This window comes from Novosphingobium sp. AP12 (genome assembly GCF_000281975.1).
Classification (GTDB): domain Bacteria; phylum Pseudomonadota; class Alphaproteobacteria; order Sphingomonadales; family Sphingomonadaceae; genus Novosphingobium.
Genome location: NZ_AKKE01000156.1, coordinates 40,265 through 64,279 on the forward strand (window position 1 = coordinate 40,265; position 24,015 = coordinate 64,279).

The window sequence follows — 24,015 nt, forward strand, 5'->3', positions numbered from 1 at the left end:
ATGACCGGAGAGGCTACGACTGCAACCATCGCCAAGCCCGGCCCGCTCAAGCGGCTCGGCGACGTGATCCAGCTCGCCTATTTCCCGACCGATTTCGACGCGACCATGAAATACTGGATCGAGACCGTCGGCGTCGGCCCGTTCTTCGTGCTGAACGACGTGCGGCTCGACGACATGAAGTACAAGGGCGAGCCCACCGACGCGACCTTCACCATGGCGATCGGTTACTGGGGCGACATTCAGATCGAACTCATCAAGACCGACAGTGACGCGCCTTCGCTCTATTCCGGCGAATACGCCGTGCGCGACCGGCTGCACCACGTCTGCGTCTTCGTCGAATCGATCGCCGAGGCCCGCGCCGCCTGCGCGGCGGTGGGCGCGACAGTCATCGTCGAGGGCAAGGTCGGCGCCGATGGCGAGGTGATCTACGTCGATCCCGGCCAGGGCCCGGGCCACGTCATCGAATACCTCCAGCCGCTGTCGGGCACCGAGGGCCTGTTCCAGATGATGAAGGATGCCGCCCGCGACTGGGACGGCTCCGATCCGATCCGGGTGCTGCAATGATGACCGAGATTTCCCAATACGCCCTCGACATGGCGGATAAGGTCGAAGCCTTCGTGCGCGAGGCGATCGTCCCCTACGAGAAGGACCCGCGCCGCGACCACCACGGCGCGCCGACCGACGAACTGGTGATGGAAATGCGCAGCCTCGCCCGCGAGGCCGGGGTGCTCACCCCGCACATCCGTCCCGACGGATCGCACCTGACCCAGCGCGAAACCGCCGTCGTGCTCATCAAGTCGGGCCTCTCGCCGCTCGGCCCGCTGGCCTGCAACACCATGGCGCCCGACGAGGGCAACATGTACCTCATCGGCCACGTCGGCTCGCCCGAGCTGAAGGAACGGTTCCTGAAACCCCTGGTCGAGGGCAGGGGCCGCTCCGCCTTCTTCATGACCGAGCCTGCCGACTGGGGCGGCGCCGGGTCCGACCCATCGATGATGAAGACCACTTGCCGCAAGGACGGCAACCAGTGGGTCATCAACGGCCGCAAGACCTTCATCACCGGCGCGCAGGGGGCAATGGTCGGCATCGTCATGGCGGCCTCCGAAGAGGAGGACACCAAGGGCGGCGCCTGCATGTTCCTCGTCGACCTGCCGGATGACGCCATCCGCATCGACGAGGTCCCCAACACCATCGACACCTCGATGCCCGGCGGCCACGCCACGCTGACGATCGACAACCTGCGCGTCCCCGCCGACCAGATGCTCGGCGCCCCGGGCGAGGGGTTCAAGTATGCGCAGGTCCGCCTGTCGCCCGCTCGCCTCTCGCACTGCATGCGCTGGCTGGGATGCTGCATCCGCGCGCAGGAGATCGCCAGCGACTACGCCTGCCGCCGCATGGCCTTCGGCAAGCAGCTGATCGAGCACGAGGGCGTGGGCTTCATGCTCGCCGAGAACGCGATCCTCATCAAGCAGTGCGAACTGATGATCGACTGGTGCGCGGGCGTGCTCGATTCGGGTTCGCTGGGCACGGTCGAAAGCTCGATGGCGAAGGTTTCCGTATCGGAAGCGCTGATGAAGATCGCCGACAACTGCGTGCAGGTGCTGGGCGGCATCGGTGTCACCGAGCGCACCATCGTCGAGCAGGTGTTCCGCGAGATCCGCGCCTTCCGCATCTACGACGGCCCCACCGAAGTCCACAAGTGGAGCCTCGCCAAGAAGATCCGCCGCGACTGGCGCAAGGCGCAGGAAGCGCTGGCGGCGAAGGAAGCCGAGCCGGCATGACGGACGTAGCGCCCGATCTGTCAGACGCCAACTCCGGCACCACCGCCGTTCGCGAGGGCTATGCCTTCGACGAGGCGGCGCTGGTCGCCTGGATGGAGGCGAACGTCGAGGACTTCGCCGGCCCGCTCAGCGTCGAGCAGTTCAAGGGCGGCCAGTCGAACCCGACCTACAAGCTGGTGACGCCCGCGCGCAGCTACGTCCTGCGCCGCAAGCCGCCGGGGCAGCTGCTCAAGGGCGCCCACGCCGTCGAGCGCGAGGCCAAGGTGCTTTCCGCGCTCCACGGTGCGGGCTTCCCGGCCGCGCGGGTCTATGGCCTGTGCACCGACGAGGCGGTGCTGGGGACGTGGTTCTACGTCATGGAGATGGTCGAGGGCCGCATCTTCTGGGACGCCGCCGTCCCCGGCGTTTCCAACGAGGAACGCGCCGCGATCTTCGATGCCATGAACGCGACGATCGCGCAGCTTCACGGCTTCGACCCCGAGGCGATCGGACTTGGCGACTACGGCAAGCCCGGCAATTACTTCGCCCGGCAGGTCGGCCGCTGGTCGAAGCAGTACTTCGACGACGAGGCGGCCGGCCGCAACGAAGACATGGACGCCGTGATCGCCTGGCTCGAGGCGAACATGCCGGAGGACGACGGCGCCTCCAGCGTCATCCACGGCGACTTCCGCATCGACAACATGATCTTCCACCCCACCGAGCCGCGCGTGCTGGCGGTGCTCGACTGGGAACTCTCGACGCTGGGCCATCCGCTCGCGGACTTCGCATACCACGCGATGATGTACCACATGCCCCCGCACATCGTGGCCGGGCTGGGCGGGGCTGACATCGCCGCGCTCGGCATCCCCACCGAGGCGGACTACGTCGCCGCCTACTGCCGCCGCACGGGACGCGAGGGTCTGCCCGACTATCGCTACTATATGGCGTTCAACTTCTTCCGCCTCGCCGCGATCTTCCACGGCATCAAGGGCCGCGTCATCCGCGGCACCGCCGCCAACGCCCAGGCGCGAGAGCGGGCGGAGGCGTTCCCGGAACTGGCGCGGCTGGCCTGGGGCTTCGCGAAAGGGTAGCGATCGGGCCTCCGCCCATTTCCTTGACTTCCGCACGCCTGCGCCCTATCTGCCGGCCTTTCCGAACCTTCAGATTCTTTCCGGGAGTGCCCAATGGCGCGCGTAACTGTCGAAGACTGCGTCGACAAGATCCCCAACCGCTTCGACCTCGTCCTGCTTGCCGCCCAGCGCGCGCGCGAGATTTCGGGCGGCGCGGAGCTTACCGTCGATCGCGACCGCGACAAGAACCCGGTCGTCGCCCTGCGCGAGATCGCCGACCAGACCGTGACTCCGTCGATCCTCAAGGAAACGCTGATCACCTCGATGCAGCGCGTCCTGCCCGACGACGACGACGAGATGGACGACGTCGGCTCGCTCAGCCAGTCGGCCGAGGCCCTGCGCATCACCGCGTCGGCCCCGACCCGCAACACCTCGATCGGCGGCGATTACGACGGCTGACGGGTTTTCGTTGACTGCCGCCGCGCGGCGGTCAACGATCAGGCGTGGCCGCCAAATCTAAATTGCCTCGTATTATCGGATTTTCCGGGGGACCGCCCGAAAGGGCCGGTCCCCTTGGCGCGTCTGCGAAAGACGTGACCGCCGGTAACGGCAATGGCGCGACAATCGCCGTCTACAGCGTCAAGGGCGGGGTAGGGAAGACCACCTTCGCCGCCAATCTCGCGTGGTGCTCGGCCGTGCAGGGCGGGCGCGGAACCCTGCTGTGGGACCTCGACGCGGCGGGCGGATCGGCCTTCCTCTACGGCCTCGAACCGCAGAAAGCCCAGCTTGCCGAGGAAGTCTTCGCCCGCGAACAGCCCGCCACGCGGCTGATCCAGAAGACTGCGTATCCTGGGCTCGACGTGCTGCCGGCCGACGAATCGATCCGCGCGCTCGACGCGCAGCTGGCGCGGATCGGCAAGCGCAAGCGGCTGGCGAAGCTGACCGAGGAACTCTCGGCCGACTATCCGCGCATCATCCTGGACTGTCCGCCGGTGATGAACGAGTTGTCCGCCCAGATCGTGCGCGCCGCCGACCTCGTGATCGTGCCGCTGCCGCCGTCGCCGCTCTCGGCCCGCGCCTTCGACCTCGTGGTGCGCGAGATATCGGGCAACACCAAGCGCCACCCGCCGATCCTGCCGGTGCTCTCGATGCTCGACCTGCGCCGGGCCCTGCACAAGCAGGCGCAGGAGGCGAACCCCAACTGGCCGTCGATCCCCTACGCCAGCGTGGTCGAGCAGAGCGCCGTCCACCGCCAGCCCGTCGGCGCGCTGGCCCCGCAAAGCCCGGCGGCGCAGGCCTTCGGCCGTCTCTGGGCCGCGATCGAGAAGAAGTTGGACCAGCGTGGCGGTTGACGTCGGTCTATCCAGAACGCGTCCCTCAGGTTAGAACCCGCGCCGATGCAACGGGGGCGAGCATGAGCGGGATCATTGAAGGACTGGCGGAACTGGGGCAGGGTTCGGCCGCTGCGATGGCGGCGGAGCCTGCCGCCGGGGGCGGAGGCCATACCCACGAGACCGCCTGCCTCAACTGCCGTACCCCCCTGATCGGATCGCACTGCCACGCCTGCGGACAGGCGGCGCACGTCCACCGCACGCTCGGCGCGTTCTTCCATGACCTGCTGCACGGCGTCTTCCACTTCGAGGGCAAGGTCTGGCGCACGCTGCCGATGCTTGCCTGGCATCCCGGCCGGCTGACGCGCGAATACATCGACGGGCGGCGCGCCAGCTACGTCTCGCCGATCGCGCTGTTCCTGTTCTGCGTCTTCCTGATGTTCGCCGTGTTCCACGCGACCGAGGGCAAGGAAGGCGCCGAGCATGCCATGAACGTACAGGGTCTCCAGCAGAACCAGGCCCGCCTGCAGGGCGAGATCGCCGGGCTCCAGGGCAAGCGCAAGGCGGCGCTCGGCAAGGGCCAGGACACCGCGCCGTTCGACGCCCAGATCGAGGACCGGCAGGACGCGCTCGACACCCTGCGCGACGTCCAGGCCGGGCTGGGCGGCGGCATGGCCCACACCAAGGCGGACCAGGTCATCAGCGACGTGCCCCAGATCGACCACGCGATGCGCAAGTTCAACGCCAACCCCGACCTCGGGACCTACAAGCTCCAGACTTATGCCTACAAGTACAGCTGGGCGCTGATCCCGATCTCGGTGCCGTTCCTGTGGCTGCTGTTTCCATTCAGCCGGCGCTTCCACCTCTACGACCACACCGTCTTCGTGACGTATTCGCTGTGCTTCATGACACTGCTGCTGATCGTGGCGATGATCGGGGGGGCGCTCGGTGCGGGCGGACTGCTGGCATGGCTGTTCCTCGTACCGCCGATCCACATGTACCGGCAACTGCGCGGGGCCTACGGACTGCGCAAGAGGTCCGCGCTCGTCCGCACGGCGCTGCTTTTGCTGTTCGCCGGCACCGCGCTGCTCATGTTCTTCCTGATGATCATGGCGCAGACGAGCTTCTGAATCCTGCTCCGACGGGCAGGCACGAAAAAAGGGGCGCCAGGTTTCCCCGGCGCCCCTCCTGCACTCTCCCTGGGGAGAACCGTTTTTCGTCAGGCGCCCTGCGGCGCCGTGCCGCCCGAGTAGCGTTTGCCCGACTTGGGGATCGCCGATCCCGTCAGCGGGCGCGAGGTCGAGGGGCCGCGCGGGGTGTTGGGACGGTCGAGCGTGCCGCCGGCAAGCAGCACCTTGATGTCCTCGCCCGAGAGCGTCTCGTGTTCCAGCATCGCCTGCGCCAGCGTTTCCAGCGCGTCCGCCTGATCCTTGAGGATCTGCGTGGCGCGGGCGTGGGCATTGTCGACCAGCGCGCGGATCTCGCTGTCGATCAGCTTGTTGGTGTCGGCCGAAGCCATGGTGCGCTGGGTGCCGCCCATGCCGAGGTAGCCTTCCTGCGTATCCTCGTACTGGATCGGGCCGAGCTTGTCCGACATGCCCCACTTGGTGACCATCGAGCGCGCGAGGCTGGTCGCGTACTGGATATCCGAGGAGGCACCCGACGAGACCTTGTCGTGGCCGAAGATCAGTTCTTCCGCCACGCGGCCGCCCATCGCGACCGAGAGGTTTGCGAGCATCTTGTCGCGGTGGTACGAGTAGCTGTCACGCTCGGGCAGGCGCATGACCATGCCCAGGGCGCGGCCGCGCGGGATGATGGTTGCCTTGTGGATCGGGTCCGACGCGGCCTCGTTCACCGAGACGATCGCGTGGCCGGCCTCGTGATAGGCGGTCATCTTCTTCTCGTCCTCGGTCATGACCATGGAGCGGCGTTCCGCGCCCATCATGACCTTGTCCTTGGCGTCCTCGAATTCCTGCATGGCGACGAGGCGCTTGTTGCGGCGCGCCGCGAGCAGGGCCGCCTCATTGACGAGGTTGGCAAGGTCCGCGCCCGAGAAGCCCGGAGTGCCGCGAGCGATCACGCGCGGGTTCACGTCGGGGGCGAGGGGCACCTTCTTCATGTGGACGGCGAGGATCTTCTCGCGGCCGTCGATGTCGGGCACCGGCACCACGACCTGGCGGTCGAAGCGGCCGGGACGCAGTAGCGCTGGGTCGAGCACGTCGGGGCGGTTGGTCGCCGCGATGATGATGATGCCCTCGTTGGCCTCGAAACCGTCCATTTCGACCAGCAGCTGGTTCAGCGTCTGCTCGCGCTCGTCGTTCGAGTTGCCGAGACCGTGGCCGCGGTGACGGCCCACGGCGTCGATTTCGTCGATGAAGACGATGCATGGCGCGTTCTTCTTGGCCTGCTCGAACATGTCGCGCACGCGGCTGGCGCCGACGCCCACGAACATCTCGACGAAGTCGGAGCCCGAGATGGTGAAGAACGGAACCCCCGCCTCACCCGCGATGGCGCGGGCGAGCAGGGTCTTGCCGGTGCCGGGCGAGCCGACCAGCAGCGCGCCCTTGGGGATCTGGCCGCCGAGCTTGGAGAAGCGGGTGGGATCGCGCAGGAACTCGACGATTTCCTCCAGTTCCTCGCGCGCTTCGTCGATGCCGGCGACGTCGTCGAATGTGACGCGGCCCGAGCGTTCGGTCAGCAGCTTGGCCTTGGACTTGCCGAAGCCCATCGCGCCCGAGCCGCCGCCCTTCTGGACCTGGCGCAGCGCGAAGAATGCGACGCCGACGATCAGCAGGAAGGGCAGGGTCTGCGCGAGGATGTAGAACAGCAGGCTGCCCTGCTCGGCTTCCTTGCCCGAATACTTGACGTCGTTGTCCTGGAGCAGCTGCGCCAGCGAAACGTCGTTCGGGACGGGGACCGTGCTGAAGGCCTCGCCGTTCTTGAGCTTGCCGTCGATGCGGTCTTCGGCGATTTCCACCGATGCCACGCTGCCTTCGGCCACCTTGCCGCGGAATTCGGAGTACGGGATCGCAGGGCCTGTCGTGGCGCGGGTGCTGAACATCGACACCACCATCAGGAGCGCGAGGAAGATGCCGCCCCACACGAGCAGGCTCTTGACCCAGGGATTGCCGTTAGGCTGGTCGTCGTTCATTTGGAGGAAACCGTCCTTTCAGACCGCCAATGTAGGCGTCTGCCGATGAATCTCAAGTTACGTCGCGTGTCCGGCGCAATCGTTTTGACGCAGGATTGCTCCGGATCGGCGGAACGCCCTGTCAAAAGCGCCGGTCAGGCGTCTTCGGGAGTGATTTCCGCCAGCCTCGAAAGAGGGAGGTGGAGCGTCATGCAGGCCCCGGATTCGCGGTTTTCCAGTGCCATTTCCGCACCGAGCTGCTGGCTGAGCACGCGGGAGATGCGCAGGCCGATCGACTCGGTGACGGCGGGGTCGAAACCGGAAGGAAGGCCGCGGCCGTCGTCCTCGACGGTGAGCGAGATCGTGTGGTCGTAGCGGGCCACGCGCAGCAGGATCGCGCCGGAAGGGCGGTCTGCGAATCCATGCTCGAGCGCATTGGCGATCGCCTCGCTGACGATCAGGGCCACCGGCACGGCGCTGTCGGGGCGCAGGATGATGTTCTCCTCCGCCTCCACGGAACAGGTGATGCCCGGCTTCGCGCTGGAGGCCATCATCTTGCTGGCCACTTCGGTCAGGAAACCGTCGAGCGGGACGAGTTGCCCGTCCTGCCGGTAGAGCTGGCGCTGGATGTTGCCGATCACCTGCAGCCGCGCGGCGGCGTCGGAAAGGGCGCGCTTGGCGGTGGGCTCCGTCAGATTCCGCATCTGCAGCGAGAGCACAGCGCCCACCATCTGCAGATTGTTGCCGACGCGGTGCTGCATCTCCTGGAATAGCAGCTCCGAGCGCTCGACCAGCTGGCCGCGCTCCTCGGCGAGCAGGCGCACTTCCTCGCGCGCGGCGCGCAGGCGGTGGTTGGCGGCCTGCATCAGGTGGACCAGCCAGATGTCGACCGCGACGACGCCGGTGTAGAACAGCATCGCGGTGATCGTGCCGCCGTCGATCGCGAAGGACATGCGCGGCGGGATGAAGACGTACCACGCGAACAGGCCGCAGATCAGGGCGGCCAGCACTCCGGGACGCGGGCCGAACAGGAAAGAGGTGAGGATGACGGCGGGAAAGAACGAGACGAACGGATAGCCGGGCGGAAACGCACCGTCGAGCACCCAGCGCAGCCAAAGCGCAAAGAGGCAAAGCGCCGCCGTCGATCCGTATTGCACCAGCGGTTTGCCCGGCAGCAGCGGAAGTCGTTCGGTAAACCGGCTCAAGGTGTTCAAATCAGACCCCAATCGCGCGAGGCCCGGGACCCGGGTCGCAGCCGGCCTCGTCGTACTGCAAGGAGTAGACGTGCGAAAGTGGCCGGGGGTTCCCCCGTTGGGGATAGGGGGGCTAGCTCCGCAGCAGCTGGTAGTCCCCCGCGTCGTCGACCTGCGCCTTCCAGCGGGGGTAGACGACGATGGTGGTGAAGGTCTCCTCGATGATCGCGGGGCTGGCCACTTCCATGCCGGGCGTGAGGTCGCCGCCGAGGTAGACGGGTACCTCGCCGAAACCTTCTCCGAGATTGGCGCGGCGGTGGCGGTCGGCGGTCGGCACGGCACCCGAGGGCGTGAATCCGCCGGCGGCGCGCGGGCCGGGCGTCTCGACATGGGCGACGAGGCGCACACCCGAGATTTCGGGGATCTCGTGCTCGCGGATGTGGCCGTATTCGGCCATGTGTCGCTCGTTGAACAGGGCGATGGCGCGCGGGCCGAAGTCCTCGGCGATGAACGACAGGTCGCCCAGCGGCACACCCGCCTCGAACGGGAACGAGAGGGAGAAGTTCTGCCCCGGATAGCGCATGTTGAGCTGGTAGTTCACGCGGATCGCCTGCGCGTCGAACCCGGCGTCGGTGAAGTAGCGCCGGGCGCGCTCGGAAAGCTGGGTCCACAGCTCGCGGATGCGGCCCGCGTCGAGCGCGGCGGCGGAGGCGATGTAGGAGCGTTCCTCGTCAATGGTCGGGTCGGCCACCAGCGTGCCGAGCGCCGAGAACGTCGGCGAGGCCTTGGGCACCAGCACGCGGGAGATGCCAAGGTCCTCGGCCTGGATCGCGGCGAAGGCGGGGCCGTTGCCGCCGTAGGCCAGCATGACGAGGTCCTTGGGGTCGATGCCCTTGCCCGCGGTGGTGCGGCGCACGCCCTGGCTCATGTTGGCATTGACCACGCGCCAGGTGTCGAAGGCGGCTTGCTCGGCGTCGCCGTGGCCCATCTCGTCGGCGAGGCGCTGGAAGGCTTCGGCGACGCCTTGCCGCGAGAGCGTGAAGCTGCCGCCCGCGAAGCCCTCGTCGGTGGAAAGGATGCCCAGCATGACCAGTGCGTCGGTGACGGTCGGCTCCTTGCCGCCGCGCCCGTAGCAGATCGGGCCGGGCTCCGAGCCGGCCGAGCGCGGGCCGACTTCCAGCGCGCCGGCATTGACGTGGACGATCGAGCCGCCGCCCGCGCCCAGCGTCTCCACCTTCACCATCGGCACGCCGACGAGGTAGCGGTGGTGCATGTTCCAGCCCGCCTCAGCCGGGGCCTGCCCATCCACCACCAGCGACATGTCGTAGCTGGTGCCGCCCATGTCGACGCAGAGCAGGTTGGGGCAGCCCTTGGCCGCGCCGCAATGCGCCGAGCCGATCACCCCGCCCGCCGGGCCAGAGGCGAGCACGCGGATCGGCGCGCCGTCGATGTATTCCTTGGTCATCACCCCGCCCGAGGCCTGCATGACCATGAGCTGGTTGGCGTAACCGCCCTCGACCAGCCGCTGCACCAGCTTCTCGAGATACCCGGTGACGCGCGGGCCGACGTAGGCGTTGACGATGGTGGTGGAGGTGCGGTCGTATTCCGGCGCGCGGGGCAGGACTTCGTGGCTGGCGCAGACGTAGGCGTTCTGGATCTCCTGCCGCACGATCTCCTTGGCGCGGCGCTCGTGCTCCGGGTTCACGAACGAGAACAGGAAGCTGATCGCCACCGCCTCGACGTTCTGGAGCCGGAGCTTGCGGCAGGCCTCGCGCAGCGCGTCCTCGTCGAGTTCGACGTGGACGGTGCCGTCATGGAGCACCCGCTCGGGCACCGTCAACCGACGGCGGCGCGGGGTGATCTGCCGGGGCGGCGCGAGGCGGACGTCCCAGATATCCTCTTTGAAGCCGCGCCGGTACTCGATCTCGTCGCGGAATCCCTCGGTGGTGATGAGGCCGGTGAGCGCACCGTTCATCTCGATCAGCGTGTTGTCGGCGACGGTGGTGCCGTGGACGATGGCGTCGCATCGGTTGAGGAACTGGCCGAGGGGCAGGCCTTCCTTCTCGGCGAGCTTGCCCAGGCCCTCCATCACGCCGAGCGAGCGGTCCTCGGGCGTCGAGAGGTTCTTGTGCAGGATCACCTCGTCGCCCTTCAGGAGGGCGAAATCGGTGAAGGTGCCGCCGATATCGATGCCAACGCGATAGGTCATTTTCGTTTTGTCCCCTGGTGCGGCTGCGCGCACCTCTCCCCTCCCGTCACCCCGGCGCAGGCCGGGGCCAAGCTCAACAAATGACGTCGCCTCGCGGCATTATCTGTTCGCTGGGTCCCGGACTGCGCCGGGATGACGGTGATCCGTTTTTCGCGCTTATTCCGCCGCCTCAGCCAAGCCCGACATCTCCGCCCGCAGCGCCTCGGTCGCCGCATGGTCAACCCCGAGCGTGTAGTCGTCGAGGCTGCCGGTCAGCACCACGCCGTACTTCGCCCGCGCCGCCGCCACGCTGACGTATTCGTCGAGCACGTCCTCCTTCACCGCTTCGGGATCGCGCAGGAGCGGCAGGCCGAAGCCGCCGCCGCCGCCGTGCTGGTAGGCGATCACCGCGCCCTGTGGCAGCAGGTCCTGCGCCGTGTGGGCGATCTTGCGCTCGTTGTCGGAGCCGACCTCGAAGTGGTTGGTGTAGGGGATGGCGTCGTCGCCGCCGCACATGCCGCGCAAGGGGTGCTCGGCGGAGACCATCCACGCCATCGCCGAGGTAGGTTTCAGCACCTGCTTGACGTTGAGCGAGCCCGGCGCGCCGCGCCACTGGCCCGCGCCGCCGCCGTCGGTGGTCATCTCGCGGCTGATGTTGAGGATCGGGAAGCGGCTCTCCGCGTCCTCCGCCTCGGACAGGATCAGGCTGCCGAGCGCAGAGGGGCACGATCCCCAGCCGTCCAGCCCCTCGACCGCCGAGACGTCCATCGAGCGGCAGTCGACCCCCTGGTCCATCCACATCATGCCGTTGTCGTCGAAGCCGACCACCATGTTGGGCATGCCGATCTTGTAGAGCTGTGGCTGCGAGCGTTCGGGCGCGACGTTGGACAGGGCGATGCAGACCGCCTCGGTGATCTCGCAGGCCGGGTGGAACGATCCCAGCGCGGCGGGCTTGTTCGGCGGCGGCTGGGCGATGCAGCCTTCGGGCACCACGATCTCTATCGCGTTGAAATAGCCCTCGTTCTTGACGATCGTCGGGTCCATCGCCGCGACCACCTGGCACATCACGTAGCTGCGGGTGTTGGCGAAAGTGTTCCACACGCCGACCAGTTCGGGCCGGTCGTCGGTGCCGGTGAGGTCCACGGTCAGCTGGTCCCCGGCGATGGTGCAGGTGACGTGGACCTTGACGTCCTTGGTGCCGGCGGTGTCGTGGTCGATGAAGACGGTGGCTTCGTAGGACCCGTCCGGCCAGCGCGCCACTTCCTCGCGCACGCGCTTCTCGGTGTGCTCGATCGACTGGTTGATGGCGGCCTTGATGACGCCCGAGCCCCACCTGGCGATCAGTTCGTCGAGCATCCTGACGGCGTATTGCACGCCGCCGATCATGGCCGCGATGTCGCCCGCAAAGGTCGCGAAGCGGTTGTTGCGCACCACCGTGTCGAACACGTCGCGGCGCAGTTCCCCCCGGTGGACGAGCTTGAGGCAAGGGTAGATCACGCCTTCGGTGAACACGTCGGTCGCGTCGAGCGAGAAGCCGCCGGGGTCCTTGCCGCCGGTGTCGCCCTGGTGCGCCTGCAGCGTCTGGATGCAGATCAGCTCGCCCGCCTCGTCGTAGACCGGGCCGTAGACGCAGTAGTCGGGCAGGTGGCCGCCGCCGTGGTCGGGGTCGTTGGCGAGGAAGACGTCGCCGGGGCCCCAGTCGTAGCGATCCTGGTTCATCAGCCCCCAGCGCGTCTCCATCTGATTGACGAAGGTGAGGTGCGGCGTGCCGACCGCGCCCATGGCTAGGCGCCCGTGCGCGTCGACGATGGCGGCGTTGCGTTCGTTCGACTGGTTGATGATCGGCGAGCTTGCGGCGCGGCCGAGGTACGTCGCGCTCTCGAAGCAGACGGTCTCGAAGGCGCCGCGGATGATGTCGGCGGTGACCGGGTCGATGCTCGCCGTGGTCGGCAAGGGGCCGCGCGCGGCAGCCAGCTTGCGGTTCAACTCGTAGGACATCTTTCGCACTTCCTCTTGCCCGTTGTTTTCGGGATAGGTCGATGCGCATGCCCGTTCTCGACAGGCCGCGCGGGTCGGCGTGCAAATTGCGAAAGTCCGCGCTATCCCGCCATGCCCACGCGCGCCATCGGAGCAGCACCGCGATGAAGACAGACGGCCGTATCCACCCGGTCTATGCGCAGATGGAGCGCACCGTGTTCGACCGCATGTCTGCGCTCGCGCGCGAGCATGGCGCGATCAACCTAGGGCAGGGATTTCCCGACGGACCGGTGCCGGAGCCGCTGATCGAGGCGGCGGCGCGAGCCTTGCGCGAAAAGTCGAACCAGTACCCGCCCGGCGCAGGCCTCATCGAACTGCGCGAGGCGATCTGCGGCTACTATGCGCGGCGGCAGGGCTCGGCGCTGTCGGCGGAGCAGGTGACAGTGACGTCGGGCGCGACCGAGGCGATTGCGGCCGCCGTGCTCGCCTTCGTGAAGCCGGGCGACGAGGTGATCCTGTTCCAGCCCGCCTACGATGCCTATGCGCCGATGGTGCGGCGGGCGGGCGGCGTGCCGGTCTCGATCCCGTTGGCGCCGCCGGAATTTCGGTATGACGCCGAGGCGCTGGCGGCGGCGATCACGCCCCGCACGCGGGTTCTGATGCTCAACGATCCGCTCAATCCCGCGGGCACCGTCGCCAGCCACGGCGAACTCGAGATGATAGCCCGCGCCTGCACGGAGCACGACCTCATAGCCATCTGCGACGAGGTGTGGGAGGACGTGCGTTTCGACGGCATCCCCCACCGCTCGCTGATGAGTTTCCCGGGGATGGAGGAGCGGGCGGTGAAGATCGGCTCGGCGGGCAAGATCTTCGGGCTCACCGGCTGGAAGATCGGATGGATGATCGCAGCGGGGGAACTCGGCACTGCAATCGCGCGGGCGCACCAGTTCCTGACCTTCGCCAGCGCGGCGCCGCTGCAATGGGCGGTGGCCGAGGGACTGGAGTTACCCGAAGCGGTGCTCGCCGATCAACGCGAGGGCTGGGCGGCATCGCGCGAAAGGCTCAAGTCGGGGCTGGAGAGCGCGGGCTTCGTGGTCCTGCCCAACGCGGCGACGTGGTTCCTGTGCATCGACCTTGCCGCCTCGGGCGTGGCGCTCACCGATCGGGTGTTCTCCGAGCGTGCGGTGGCCGAAGCGGGCGTGGCGACGGTGCCGGTCAGCGCGCTCTACGAAGGCGAGAGTGCGCCCGTTCACATCGTGCGCCTGTGCTTCACCAAGCCGGACGCCGTGCTCGACGAGGCGGCGGCGCGGCTGTCGGCATGGAGGGCGGGGCTGTGAGCGGTTTCGCATGGCGGCCGATGCGGCCTGCGGACATCGACGGTGTCGTCGACGTCGCCCGCGTGGCTTTCCCCGATCACTTCGAGGCGCGCGAATGCTTCGAGGAGCGGCTCGCCTTGTTCCCGCAAGGGTGCTTCGTGCTTGCCTCGGACGAGGAGGTGAAAGGCTACTTGATCGCCTATCCCTGGGCGCTGGGATCGGTGCCGCCGCTCAACAGCCTGCTCGGCGGGCTGCCTGAGACGCGGGCGGAGTTCTACCTTCACGACCTCGCTTTCCACCCCCACGTGCGCGGGCAGGGCCATGCCCGCCCCATCGTCGAGCGGCTGGCAGCGGAACTGAGGGCGGCGGGTGCGGAAAGGATCGCGCTGGTCTCGGTAAACGATTCGCTCGCCTTCTGGCGCGGCATGGGGTTCGAGCCGGTCAGCGGCGACGAGGCGATGCGCCGCAAGCTGGAAAGCTATGGCGGCGATTCCACCTACATGATGCGCAAGCTCAGGGGCGCCGCGAACGGCGCCCCTGCGTCCTAGCCCTTCGGGGCGTGTGGGTCGCCGCCGGAGAAGGCGTCGGCGATCGAGCAGCCTGCGGGTCCGAGGATGACCACGAACAGCGTCGGCAGGATGAACAGGATCAACGGCACGGTCATGATCGCGGGCAGGCGCGCGGCCTTTTCCTCGGCGCGCATCATGCGCTCGTTGCGAAATTCGGCCGAGAGCACGCGCAGCGCCGAGGCGAGCGGAGTGCCGTATCGCTCGGTCTGGACCATCGTCGTGACCACGCCCTTCACCGCGTCGAGGTTGACGCGGTAGGCAAGGTTCTCGAACGCCTGGCGGCGCTCGTGGAGGAACGACAGCTCGATCGAGGTCATCGAGAACTCGTCGCCGAGTTCCGGATAGGCGCGGCCCAGTTCGCGCGACACGCGCTCGAACGCGGCGTCGACGGTGAGGCCGGCCTCGGCGCAGATCACCAGCAGGTCGAGCGCGTCGGGCAGGCCCTTGCGGATGGCGTCGGTGCGCTTGGTCACGAGGTTCTGGATGAAGACGTCCGGGCCCTTGTAGCCCGCCAGCACCATGGCCGCGAAAGCCATGAACTTCTTGAAGGTGCTCCAGTCGGGGAAGTAGTCGATCCAGTAGATCACGGTCGCACCTAGCGCGCCCAGCACGATCGGCGCGACGAGGCGCGCGAAGACGACGGCGACGGCCCATTCCTTGTTGCGGATGCCGGCCTGCGCCAGCTTCTGCTGGATGACCTTGATCTGGCTGTCCTGCAGCATCTTGGCGCCGCCTAGGAACGCGCCCATGCGGTCGGTCGTGTCGTTGCGGCGCACCAGGCTCTGGCGCTTGCGGGCGGTGGTGACGAGCCCCGCCTTGAGAGCGTCGCGGCGTTCGTTGAGCGCCTTCACGCGCTTGGCCATCGGATCGCGGATGGTGATCGCCGAATAGATCGCCAGGAGCACGGCGGCGGCCGCCACCATGGACAGCAGCGTGCCGATCAGCGTGACGTCGAAGCCCAGGATCGTCGGGCCGGCGGGTTGGTCGAGCATGTTCGTCGTAGTCCCTGGATCAGATCTCGAAGCTGACCATCTTGGCCATGATGAAGGCGCCGATGCCCATCCACACCGCGCCGCCGATGCCCGCGACCATCAGCCGCTCGTCGACGAGGAATTCGCCGATGTACTTGGGATTCACCCAGTAGATCATGACGGTGACGATGAACGGCAGCGAGCCGACGATGTAGGCCGAGGCCTTCGATTCCGAGCTCATCGCGCGGATCTTGAGCTTCATCTGCGCGCGCTTGCGCAGCACGTCGGACAGGTTCGCCAGCGTCTCGGCCAGGTTGCCGCCGGTCTCGCGCTGGATGGCAAGGGTGATGCAGAAGAAGTTGAACTCGGGGATGCCGAGGCGTTCTGCGGTTTCTTGGAGCGCGTCCTCCATAGTCTTGCCCACCTTCATGCGGTCGGTGACGAGCTTGAACTCCTCGCCGACGGGGCCGGGAATTTCCTGCGAGATGACAGTCAGCGTCTCGGACACCGGCAGGCCCGAGCGAAGGCCACGCACGAGCAGATCCATGGCGTCGGCGAACTTGGCGGTGAAGGCGTTGGTACGTTTCTTGACGAAGTGGTTGACCACAAGATGCGGCAGTCCCGCGCCGACGAAGGCGCCGAAGGCGAGGCCCAGGAACAGCGCGCCGGTCTTGAGTAGCACGAGCAGGAAGATCACCGTTCCGAGGCCGAGCGAGCCGTAGATGTACTGATTCATCGACCAGGGCAGGCCGGAGCGGTGCAGGCGCAGCGACAGCGCCTCGGCCCGTGAGCCGGAGCCGGCGATCTGGTGCGTGCGCGGCTTGCGGGCGGCAACCGCGCGGCGCATCTGCGCCTCCAGGCGGTCGCTGCTGTTCGACGAATGGCGGAAGCGCACCGTCTTGAGGCGGCGCGTCGATTCCTTGCTGGGCGAGGGGCCGGACAGCGCTGCCCAGAGCAGCAGGAACACGCCGCCGAGGCCGCACGCCACCATGATCAGCTGGAGAAAGTTCATCGCCTGGCCGTGCCTTTACGAAGCGCGCGCATCACTGCGCCGCCGGGGCCTTCTTCTTCGCCTTGGGCATCATCGCCTTGAAGTCGATCTTGCCGAGCAGCGACGCCTTGGGGGCCGTGACGACCCGGTCGTCGCCCGAATCGGCGATCATGTTCGCCAGGTCGCGCATCACCGCGGCCGCCTTGGTGGCGCGGTTGGCGTCGGCGAAGGTCTGGCCCAGCTTCGCGGCCATCGAGGCGGCCTTGAGGTCGTAGGGGATGACGAAGTCCAGCTTGGATTCGATCGAGGCTTCGAAGTCGGCCTTGCTGATCTCGGCGAGCGCGGGCTGGACCTTGTTGGCGACCACGAGCACCTGGGTCTGGGGCGCGTTGGCCTTGAACCACGAAAGCATGCGGATCGTATCGCGCGCGGAAGCCAGCGTCATCTCGGTAACCAGCACCACGACGTTCACGTTGGCGACGAGCTGCGGGAAGTTGATCAGCATGTTGCGCGGCATGTCGATCACGGTGGTTTCGAACGCGGCGCGGAACTCCTCCTCGAGCTGCACGAAGGCCGAGCCGTCGGTCATCAGCGGCGCGTTGATCGGCGCTTCGGCGGAAAGGATCGCGAGGTTGTCGTTCGCGCGGATCATGGCGCGCTCGATGAACAGGCCGTCGATGCGGCTGGGGTTCTCGATCGCGTCGGTGAGGCCCCGGCCAGGCTCGAGGTCGAGACACAGCGCGCCGGTGCCGAAGTGGATGTCGAGGTCGAGCAGCGCGGTCGGCAGCTTGTGGTCGGTGCTGAACAGCCAGGCGAGCGAGGTCGCCAGCGTCGAGGCGCCGACACCGCCGCGCGTGCCGATGACCGCGGTCGCGACATGTGCCTGCGCGGCGGCGGCGTCATGGACGCGCGGCGCGGCGAAGACGGCCTGGGCCTGTGAGAGCGAATCGCGCACCTGCGAAGGCGACAGGGGTTTCAGCAGGTAGTCGTGGATGCCGCTGGCGATGAGGTCGCGGTAGAGGCGCACGTCGTTGACCTGGCCCACGGCTATGACGACGGTGCCGGGCTCGCACACTTCGGCAAGCGCGTTGATGTCGCTCAGCGGATCGCCGCTTTCGGACAGGTCCACCATCAGGATGTTGGGGCTCGCGGTGATGGAGAGCGCCTGGACGCCGCTGCGCAGGCCGCCCTTGCTGCACTTCTCCGATTGCCAGCCCAGATCCATCGCGAGCGAACGCACCACGTCGAGCGAGGCGTCGTCGCACAGGAAGGCCGCGAACTGGTCACGCGATGCCGGACCGCCCGATTTCCAGGGTGCGTTCATCGTCAGTTCCCCTTGCTGCCGCTTTCGGCGACCGTGTTGCCGGCACCGGTGGGCGGTGCGGTCCGATAGGCGCTGATCGCCTTGCTCGCAGTCGTGGCCGACGTGACGCCGGAATCTTCGGCGCCCCGGACGAGGTCTTCCGGGTCGGCGATCATGGCGGCGAGATTGGTGTTGGTGGCGCAGCCGTAGTTGCTCGACAGGCCGTTGGTCGGGTTGAAATCGCTCTTGGCCGACCAGTCCGGGCAACTCGGCACCGAGGCTTTGGACCGAGTGACGATCACGCGGGCAGTGCCCGCCGTCACGTAGCCGGCGGTCTGCGGGGCCGGCTGGTCGCCAAGCAGGATACCGTGGCGCGAGGCGATCGCCTCGACCATGCTGCGCGTCGCCGGGCTGCCGCTGGGATCGTCGATGGTGACGCGGTCGCCGTACTTCAGGCCCATGGCGTCGAACCAGTCGGCGAGGCGGGCCTGTTCGCCGTAGGCGAGGCCGGTTCCGCCGGTGTTGACGTCGAGGGTGTAGTTGGTGCGTTCGACCACCGGCTGGTGGACCGAATACATCGAGCGGTTGGACGGGATGCCGCCGCAGCCGGCGAGAGCGATGCCCAGCGCGAGGGTCAGGCCCCAGGCGGCGGTGCGGTTGGCGGAAGCGAGGGCGCTGCGCATGGTGGTCATCTTTCTCACTTCAGGCTGAAGCCGGGACGGGGGGCGTCGTTCGCCGCGGCGCGCTTGGCCGGCTTGTCGTTCGCTGCGGGAACGGCGGGCGCCTCGGCCGCGCCGATGCCGGGTCCGGCCGCGCCGGTGAGCGCTTGCGTCGGCCCGGGGCGCTTGGCGCCGCTGTTGCTGTCGCTGTCCATGTTGCCCAGCAGGCGCTGCAGCTCGTTGGGCGAGTTGAAGCCGTCCGTGGGCAGCGCGATCTGCGAGCCGTTGACCGGGTTCACGAGGTACGGCGTCACGATGATGACCAGTTCGGTCTCGCCGCGCCGGTAGCTGGTCGAGCGGAACAGTGAGCCCAGGATCGGCAAGTCGCCGGCGCCGGGCATCTTCTGGATGGTGTTGGCGGTGTTGTTGCTCAGCAGGCCGGCGATCATGAAGCTCTGGCCGGAACCCAGCTCGATGGTCGTCTCGGTGCGGCGGATGCTCAGCGCCGGGACCTCGTAGCCGTTGAGCGTGACGGCGCCCTGGCTCGACAGTTCGGAGACTTCCGGACGCACCCGCATCGAGATGCGGCCGTTGGCGAGCACGGTGGGCGTATAGCTCAGGCTGACGCCGTAGCGCTTGAACTCGATCGAGGTGGCGCCAAGACCCTGGCTGATCGGGATCGGGTATTCGCCGCCGGCGAGGAAGTCGGCCGTCTCACCGGACAGGGCGGTCAGGTTGGGCTGGGCCAGCGTGGTGACGAGGCCGACCGTCTCGCCCGCGTCGAGCGAGCCGAGCAGGTCGAGCCCGAGAACCTTGCCGGTCAGTCCCAGCGTCGTGCCGGTGCTGCTGGGCGCGACCGCGGTGACGCCTTCGTCCCAGTTGTTGCCGATGCCGAGCGGGCCGCCGGGATAGTACTGCGGGAACTTGCCCGAGCCCTGGCCGATCACGAACTTGGCGCCCGAGGTCGGGTCGTAGCTGGCGATGTTGACGCTCAGCGACTTGACCAGCGAGCGGCTGACCTCGGCGATGCGGACCTGCAGGTTGACCTGCATCGGGGTCGCCATGCGCAGGCGGCTGATGATGTTGGCGTCCTTGCCGGAATAGGCCTGGACGAGGCGTTCGGCTTCGGCGGCGTCTTCGGGCGAGCGGACGGTGCCGGTCAGCAGGAAAGTGCTGGAGCCCATCGTCGAGACGGCGATCTTGGCCTCGGGCATCGCCAGGCGCAGCATCGCATCGACGCTGTCGAGGTTGGAGCCGACGCGGACCGTGCCGGACCACACCACCGCTCCCGCCGCGTTGCTGGCATAGACGGTGGTGGTGCCGCCGGCCTTGCCGAACACGTAGAGCTGGCGCGCGGACTTCACCTGGACGTCGGCAACCGAATCGTTGGCGACAAAGAGGTCTGCCATCGGCCCGGTCAACGTCACCAGCTGACCGTTGCCGATCGACAGCTCGATATCCTGCGCGGGCTTGGCGATCGACTGCGCGGCGGCCGGGGCGGCCGCAGCGACCATTGGGGCGATCGCGCAGGCGGCAGTCAGCATGGTCTTGAGAATGCTGGACTTCATGGGGATGCCCTCAAAGGCGTTTGAACGCTGGGTGTCGCGGGTGACCATCACTTGGTGCCCACCGGTTCTTCGGTCGTTTCCTTGCCGCGTGTGACGCGCACCACGGGGCCGGTCCGCACGGGGGCGGCGTTCACCGGACCGCCCTGCGGGGCGGGGCCGGCCGCGACTGCGGGAGCGGGCGCCGCCGTGGGCATGTTGGAGCGCTGGAAGCGCGAGACGTCGCCGCCGGTCACGTAAGTGGTGGCACCGTCGATCGGGCGGGCCATCGCCTGCTTCATCAGCGATTCCTCCTGTTCGCGCGTCGCGCCCTCGGGCACCTTGACGTCGCCGCTGGCGAGGATGCGCTCGAATTCGCCCTGGTTGTCGGCGATGGCGCGCAGCGACAGGCTGATCTCGCCGATCTCCTGTGCGACGGCGACCTTCTCGGCGATGCGGGGCGTGACTTCGAGCGTGACGGTGCGGAAGGCGTGGACCACGGTCTTGCCGTCGACGACTTCGCTGTCGGTAGCCTGGTCGGTGGCGAGCACGCGCAAGTTGCGCAGGATCGTCTCGGCGGTGCGCAGCGAATCGCCCGAGCCTTCGCCCTTGACGTCCTGCGTGAGCATGAGGTCCACGCGGTCGCCCGGGAAGACGAAGCCGCCGACGCCGGTCTTGGCCGAGACCGGGATGGTGATGGCGCGCATGCCGGGGGCCAGGGCGGCGGCGAGGAAACCGCGATCGCCCGGTGCGACGAGCGAGCCCTGGGTCAGCGGCTGGCCGGCGGTGATCGGGAAGCGCACGACGGTGCCGAGGAGCTTGGTCATGTCGGCCTCGCCCTCGATGTAATAGGCGTCCTTCACCAGTTCGCCCGGCCAGCCCTGGAAGGAGACCGCGTCGGCGGTGATGATCGTGCCCACCGGAAGCGCGCGCTGCGCCACGAGGACCTTGGGCCCCGTGTTCTGCGCCTGCACGGCCTCGGCCTGCGGCATGGCGCCGCCTGCGAACATCGACCTTGCGGCGAACGCGGTGAATGCCGCGATGAGCAGCGCCGCCGCGAGCAGCAGCACTTTCTTCCTATCCATGGCTACGTGAAACCCTCGAAAAATCCCCGATCCAGAGCATCTTATCGGGCAAATTGGTTAAGAACGGGTTCACCCCGTTTGCGCGGCCATACGGGCTGCCATGATAGTCTGTTCGCCAATGATCCAGAGCCCCGCGGCCGAGATGGCGATGCCGTAGGGAACCTCGAGGCGCGACTTCTGGCGGCGCATGATATGGCGCATGCCGAGCATCAGGATCGCGATAACGACCACCGCGCCGAGACCGAGCGCCCAGGGACTGGGCAGATGGTCGGCCAGCGCCTGCACGGTCGCCTTCTCGAGTACCGGGCGGCCGGTTGCGACGGCGAAGACGATGGCGGAGGCGCCCCACACCCAGGCCAGCGCGACCAAACCCGCCAGCACGTCGCGCAGCGCCTCTCCGGGCACGCGCTGCATGTTGAGCGCCGCCATCGCGATCGAACCGCCGCCGCCCAGCAGCGCCATCAGCACGACGAGGTCCAGGAAGCTCGAGGGCGTGAACCACAGCGCCAGCGCGCCCAGCAGCTTGACGTCGCCGCCGCCCATCTGCCCAGTCGCGAACAGCAGGCAGGCGACCACGAAGGTCACCGCCGCCAGCGCCAGCTGGAACGCGATGGCCATCGGTCCCATGCCCATCGCCAGCCACCACAGCGGCGCGGCAAGGGCGATGGAGGCGGTGAGCCAGTTGTTGATTTCGCGGCGGCGCAGGTCGGTCACCGCCGCGATGAGCAGCGCCGTTGCCAAGACCGCCAGCAGAGCATAGGAAAAATACGCGCCCGACATAGGTTTGTCCCATTGATGGACAGGCATCTACATCGTGCACCACTACCAAATAGTAACCAAGGCACCTGGCCTGCGCAGTGACGATTTCTCCCGCGATCCAAGACCCGAATGCCCCCGGCTGCTCCCCCGCCCGGCGCGTGATCCCGCCTGAGGCGACCGAACCGCGCTGGGCACTGCCTGACGGCCACCTGCTGCGCCGGATCGATTGGGCGGCGGGGCCGCGCGGCTCGATCCTGTTCATGCCCGGCCGCGGCGACGCCTACGAGAAATGGCTGGAAACGCTGGACGGCTGGCACCGCGAAGGCTGGCAGGTCACCTCTGCCGACTGGCGCGGGCAGGCCGGTTCGGGGCGGCTCGGGCATGACGCGACCACTGGGCACGTCTCCGACTTCGCGGTCTGGGTGGCCGACTATGCCGCGCTGTTCGCCGACTGGTACGCGAGTACGCCCGGTCCGCACGTCGCCGTCGCCCATTCGATGGGAGGCCAGATCGTCCTGCGCGCCGTGGCGGAGGGCGCGGTGCGACCCGACTCGCTGGTGCTTTCGGCGCCGATGCTCGGCATCCATCCGACATGGATCCCGGCGAGCGTCCTGCACCCCGTGAGCCGCGCCATCCGGGCACTGGGCGATCCGGCCCGACCGGCGTGGAAGGGCGGCGAGAAGCCTGGCTCCATGGCCCGCGCACGCAGCCTGCTGCTCACCCACGACGAAGGTCGCTACGACGACGAGCAGTGGTGGCGCGAGCAAAGGCCCGAGATCGGCATGGGCGCTGCAAGCTGGGGCTGGATCGAACGCGCGCTTGCCTCGATTCGCGGACTGGAACGGCGCGGCGTGCTGGAAGCGGTCGACGTACCGACGCTGCTGCTGGGCACCAGCATCGACGGCCTTGTCTCGTGGCCCGCGATTCGCCGCGCTGCCGGGCGTTTGCCGCAGGGCGAACTGGTGACCTTCGGGCCCGAGTGCCGTCACGAGATCCTCCGCGAGGTCGATCCGGTCCGCGGCCGCGCGCTGGCCGTCATCGGGGACTTTCTCGATTCGCACGCCCCCGCGAGGGGCTGAGCGATGGACGCAGCGTTCGATATTGTCATCGTCGGCGCCGGCATGGCCGGAGCGTCGCTCGCCGCCGCGACCGGGGCGCGGGCGAGCGTGCTGATGCTCGAGGCCGAGGAGATGCCGGGCTATCACGCCACCGGGCGCTCCGCCGCGTTCTGGACCGAAAGCTACGGCGGGCCGGGCGTGCAGCCGCTGACGACCGCCTCTGGGCCGATCCTGAGAGACCTTGGCGTACTCACGCCGCGCGGTGCGCTGACGCTGGGCCGCGCCGGGCACGAGCGCGATGTCGAAGCCTTCGCCGCGCGCTACACCGCCGCCGGCGTCGAGATCGAGGTGCTGAACCGCGCCGCAATCGAGGCGCGGGTGCCGGGCCTGCGCGAGGGGTGGACCAGTGCCGCGCTGGAGCCAAGCACCTGCGACATCGACGTGGCGGCGCTCCACCAGCACTACCTCGCGCAGGCGCAGCGTGAGGGCGCGCAGTTGTGGTGCCGCGCCGAGCTGGCTGCCGCCGAGCGCTCCGCCTCAGGCTGGACGCTGGCGCTGGCGGACGGGCGGCGCGTGTCTGCGGGGGTGCTCGTCAACGCTGCTGGGGCATGGGCGGATCCGGTCGCGCGGATGGCGGGCGTCGATCCGCTCGGCATCGCGCCCTACCGCCGCACCATCGCGCAGCTTGGCGTCGCGGTGCCGGTGCCGGATGATCTGCCGCTGGTGCTCGACGTGGCCGAGACCTTCTACTTCAAGCCCGAAAGCGGACGCCTCTGGCTCAGCCCGCACGACGAGACGCCCAGCAGCCCTTGCGACGCAGCGGCCGAGGAAATCGACGTGGCGCTGGCGGTGGACCGCTTCGAACAGGTGGTCGACTGGCCGGTCACCCGGGTCGAGCATCGCTGGGCGGGCCTGCGCTCGTTCGCGCCCGACCGGCTGCCGGTGTACGGATTCGCACCCCGGGACTCCGGTTTCTTCTGGTTCGCGGGGCAGGGTGGCTTCGGTATCCAGACCGCCCCTGCCGCCGCCGACCTCGCGGCCCGCCTGCTTATGGGCGAGGGGCCGGGAGCGGTCGATCCCGAGCCGTTCGGGCCCGGGCGCTTGCGCTGAC

At 68.1% G+C, this 24,015-nt stretch carries 21 protein-coding genes; 10 read left to right on the plus strand and 11 right to left on the minus strand.

Going from position 1 to position 24,015, the window contains the following annotated elements:
- From PMI02_RS21880 to PMI02_RS21905, 6 genes are all read left to right on the plus strand, one after another.
- On the plus strand, window positions 1-564 hold the full coding sequence (locus PMI02_RS21880; protein ID WP_007687068.1) for a VOC family protein: 564 nt from the start codon (window positions 1-3) through the stop codon (window positions 562-564).
- Window positions 564-1,781 (plus strand): acyl-CoA dehydrogenase family protein, encoded by a 1,218-nt coding sequence (locus PMI02_RS21885; RefSeq protein WP_086000133.1) that lies wholly within the window; start codon window positions 564-566, stop codon window positions 1,779-1,781. The genes PMI02_RS21880 and PMI02_RS21885 overlap by 1 nt, the downstream gene beginning before the upstream one ends.
- Window positions 1,778-2,851 (plus strand): phosphotransferase, encoded by a 1,074-nt coding sequence (locus PMI02_RS21890; protein ID WP_007687074.1) that lies wholly within the window; start codon window positions 1,778-1,780, stop codon window positions 2,849-2,851. Before PMI02_RS21885 ends, PMI02_RS21890 begins: the two co-directional genes overlap by 4 nt.
- A 93-nt stretch (window positions 2,852-2,944) precedes the next feature.
- Window positions 2,945-3,289, plus strand: a complete 345-nt coding sequence (rpoZ, locus tag PMI02_RS21895; RefSeq protein WP_007687077.1) for a DNA-directed RNA polymerase subunit omega — start codon at window positions 2,945-2,947, stop codon at window positions 3,287-3,289.
- Between the two features lie 134 nt (window positions 3,290-3,423).
- Window positions 3,424-4,182, plus strand: coding sequence for a ParA family protein (locus PMI02_RS21900; protein ID WP_007687079.1), 759 nt, complete (start codon window positions 3,424-3,426; stop codon window positions 4,180-4,182).
- Between the two features lie 62 nt (window positions 4,183-4,244).
- Window positions 4,245-5,291 carry a DUF3667 domain-containing protein gene (locus PMI02_RS21905; protein ID WP_007687081.1) on the plus strand — a complete coding sequence of 349 codons (1,047 nt, stop codon included), beginning with the start codon at window positions 4,245-4,247 and terminating at the stop codon, window positions 5,289-5,291.
- A gap of 89 nt (window positions 5,292-5,380) precedes the next feature.
- On the opposite strand, the gene ftsH is transcribed toward PMI02_RS21905, so the two are convergent.
- The 4 genes from ftsH to PMI02_RS21925 form a co-directional block, all read right to left on the minus strand.
- A complete protein-coding gene (ftsH, locus tag PMI02_RS21910; protein WP_007687082.1) occupies window positions 5,381-7,312 on the minus strand; it encodes an ATP-dependent zinc metalloprotease FtsH in 1,932 nt (643 codons plus the stop codon).
- Between the two features lie 134 nt (window positions 7,313-7,446).
- Window positions 7,447-8,496 (minus strand): sensor histidine kinase, encoded by a 1,050-nt coding sequence (locus PMI02_RS21915; protein ID WP_007687085.1) that lies wholly within the window; start codon window positions 8,494-8,496, stop codon window positions 7,447-7,449.
- A 121-nt stretch (window positions 8,497-8,617) separates the two neighbouring features.
- Window positions 8,618-10,693 carry a hydantoinase/oxoprolinase family protein gene (locus PMI02_RS21920; RefSeq protein ID WP_007687087.1) on the minus strand — a complete coding sequence of 692 codons (2,076 nt, stop codon included), beginning with the start codon at window positions 10,691-10,693 and terminating at the stop codon, window positions 8,618-8,620.
- Window positions 10,694-10,849: 156 nt separating this feature from the next.
- A complete protein-coding gene (locus PMI02_RS21925) occupies window positions 10,850-12,670 on the minus strand; it encodes a hydantoinase B/oxoprolinase family protein (protein WP_007687089.1) in 1,821 nt (606 codons plus the stop codon).
- Window positions 12,671-12,813: 143 nt separating this feature from the next.
- Between PMI02_RS21925 and PMI02_RS21930 the strand changes: the two genes are divergently transcribed.
- Together PMI02_RS21930 and PMI02_RS21935 are read left to right on the plus strand one after the other, a co-directional pair.
- Window positions 12,814-13,986 carry an aminotransferase gene (locus PMI02_RS21930; RefSeq protein WP_007687091.1) on the plus strand — a complete coding sequence of 391 codons (1,173 nt, stop codon included), beginning with the start codon at window positions 12,814-12,816 and terminating at the stop codon, window positions 13,984-13,986.
- On the plus strand, window positions 13,983-14,513 hold the full coding sequence (locus PMI02_RS21935) for a GNAT family N-acetyltransferase (RefSeq protein WP_007687093.1): 531 nt from the start codon (window positions 13,983-13,985) through the stop codon (window positions 14,511-14,513). The genes PMI02_RS21930 and PMI02_RS21935 overlap by 4 nt, the downstream gene beginning before the upstream one ends.
- On the opposite strand, the gene PMI02_RS21940 is transcribed toward PMI02_RS21935, so the two are convergent.
- The 7 genes from PMI02_RS21940 to PMI02_RS21970 form a co-directional block, all read right to left on the minus strand.
- Complete coding sequence (locus PMI02_RS21940) at window positions 14,510-15,526, minus strand: type II secretion system F family protein (RefSeq protein ID WP_007687100.1); 1,017 nt, start codon at window positions 15,524-15,526, stop codon at window positions 14,510-14,512. The two genes, PMI02_RS21935 and PMI02_RS21940, sit on opposite strands and share 4 nt — an antisense overlap.
- A 19-nt stretch (window positions 15,527-15,545) precedes the next feature.
- Window positions 15,546-16,517, minus strand: a complete 972-nt coding sequence (locus PMI02_RS21945) for a type II secretion system F family protein (RefSeq protein ID WP_007687103.1) — start codon at window positions 16,515-16,517, stop codon at window positions 15,546-15,548.
- Between the two features lie 31 nt (window positions 16,518-16,548).
- Window positions 16,549-17,820, minus strand: coding sequence for a pilus assembly protein CpaE (locus PMI02_RS21950; RefSeq protein ID WP_007687105.1), 1,272 nt, complete (start codon window positions 17,818-17,820; stop codon window positions 16,549-16,551).
- Between the two features lie 2 nt (window positions 17,821-17,822).
- The gene (locus PMI02_RS21955; protein WP_007687107.1) at window positions 17,823-18,491 is read right to left on the minus strand and encodes a CpaD family pilus assembly protein; all 669 of its coding nucleotides are present in this window, start codon (window positions 18,489-18,491) and stop codon (window positions 17,823-17,825) included.
- Between the two features lie 5 nt (window positions 18,492-18,496).
- Complete coding sequence (locus tag PMI02_RS21960; RefSeq protein ID WP_007687109.1) at window positions 18,497-20,074, minus strand: type II and III secretion system protein family protein; 1,578 nt, start codon at window positions 20,072-20,074, stop codon at window positions 18,497-18,499.
- Window positions 20,074-21,087, minus strand: a complete 1,014-nt coding sequence (cpaB, locus tag PMI02_RS21965; protein ID WP_036505004.1) for a Flp pilus assembly protein CpaB — start codon at window positions 21,085-21,087, stop codon at window positions 20,074-20,076. The genes PMI02_RS21960 and cpaB overlap by 1 nt, the downstream gene beginning before the upstream one ends.
- 69 nt (window positions 21,088-21,156) lie before the next feature.
- Entirely contained in the window at window positions 21,157-21,867 is a 711-nt protein-coding gene (locus PMI02_RS21970) for a prepilin peptidase (RefSeq protein ID WP_007687113.1), read from the minus strand.
- Window positions 21,868-21,944: 77 nt separating this feature from the next.
- Here PMI02_RS21970 and PMI02_RS21975 point away from each other — a divergent pair, with 77 nt between their 5' ends.
- The gene (locus PMI02_RS21975) at window positions 21,945-22,925 is read left to right on the plus strand and encodes an alpha/beta fold hydrolase (protein WP_007687114.1); all 981 of its coding nucleotides are present in this window, start codon (window positions 21,945-21,947) and stop codon (window positions 22,923-22,925) included.
- Between the two features lie 3 nt (window positions 22,926-22,928).
- The gene (locus PMI02_RS21980) at window positions 22,929-24,014 is read left to right on the plus strand and encodes an FAD-binding oxidoreductase (RefSeq protein ID WP_007687117.1); all 1,086 of its coding nucleotides are present in this window, start codon (window positions 22,929-22,931) and stop codon (window positions 24,012-24,014) included.
- Window position 24,015 lies beyond the last annotated feature (1 nt).

Excerpts from the sequence above, each read along its gene's own strand:
- PMI02_RS21880 (WP_007687068.1), top strand. The coding sequence starts at position 1 with ATGACCGGAGAGGCTACGACTGCAACCATCGCCAAGCCCGGCCCGCTC.
- PMI02_RS21885 (WP_086000133.1), top strand. The coding sequence starts at position 564 with ATGACCGAGATTTCCCAATACGCCCTCGACATGGCGGATAAGGTCGAA.
- PMI02_RS21890 (WP_007687074.1), top strand. The coding sequence starts at position 1,778 with ATGACGGACGTAGCGCCCGATCTGTCAGACGCCAACTCCGGCACCACC.
- rpoZ (WP_007687077.1), top strand. The coding sequence starts at position 2,945 with ATGGCGCGCGTAACTGTCGAAGACTGCGTCGACAAGATCCCCAACCGC.
- PMI02_RS21905 (WP_007687081.1), top strand. The coding sequence starts at position 4,245 with ATGAGCGGGATCATTGAAGGACTGGCGGAACTGGGGCAGGGTTCGGCC.
- ftsH (WP_007687082.1), bottom strand. The coding sequence starts at position 7,312 with ATGAACGACGACCAGCCTAACGGCAATCCCTGGGTCAAGAGCCTGCTC.
- PMI02_RS21920 (WP_007687087.1), bottom strand. The coding sequence starts at position 10,693 with ATGACCTATCGCGTTGGCATCGATATCGGCGGCACCTTCACCGATTTC.
- PMI02_RS21925 (WP_007687089.1), bottom strand. The coding sequence starts at position 12,670 with ATGTCCTACGAGTTGAACCGCAAGCTGGCTGCCGCGCGCGGCCCCTTG.
- PMI02_RS21930 (WP_007687091.1), top strand. The coding sequence starts at position 12,814 with ATGAAGACAGACGGCCGTATCCACCCGGTCTATGCGCAGATGGAGCGC.
- PMI02_RS21940 (WP_007687100.1), bottom strand. The coding sequence starts at position 15,526 with ATGCTCGACCAACCCGCCGGCCCGACGATCCTGGGCTTCGACGTCACG.
- PMI02_RS21945 (WP_007687103.1), bottom strand. The coding sequence starts at position 16,517 with ATGAACTTTCTCCAGCTGATCATGGTGGCGTGCGGCCTCGGCGGCGTG.
- PMI02_RS21950 (WP_007687105.1), bottom strand. The coding sequence starts at position 17,820 with ATGAACGCACCCTGGAAATCGGGCGGTCCGGCATCGCGTGACCAGTTC.
- PMI02_RS21955 (WP_007687107.1), bottom strand. The coding sequence starts at position 18,491 with ATGACCACCATGCGCAGCGCCCTCGCTTCCGCCAACCGCACCGCCGCC.
- PMI02_RS21960 (WP_007687109.1), bottom strand. The coding sequence starts at position 20,074 with ATGGTCACCCGCGACACCCAGCGTTCAAACGCCTTTGAGGGCATCCCC.
- cpaB (WP_036505004.1), bottom strand. The coding sequence starts at position 21,087 with ATGGATAGGAAGAAAGTGCTGCTGCTCGCGGCGGCGCTGCTCATCGCG.
- PMI02_RS21970 (WP_007687113.1), bottom strand. The coding sequence starts at position 21,867 with ATGTCGGGCGCGTATTTTTCCTATGCTCTGCTGGCGGTCTTGGCAACG.
- PMI02_RS21980 (WP_007687117.1), top strand. The coding sequence starts at position 22,929 with ATGGACGCAGCGTTCGATATTGTCATCGTCGGCGCCGGCATGGCCGGA.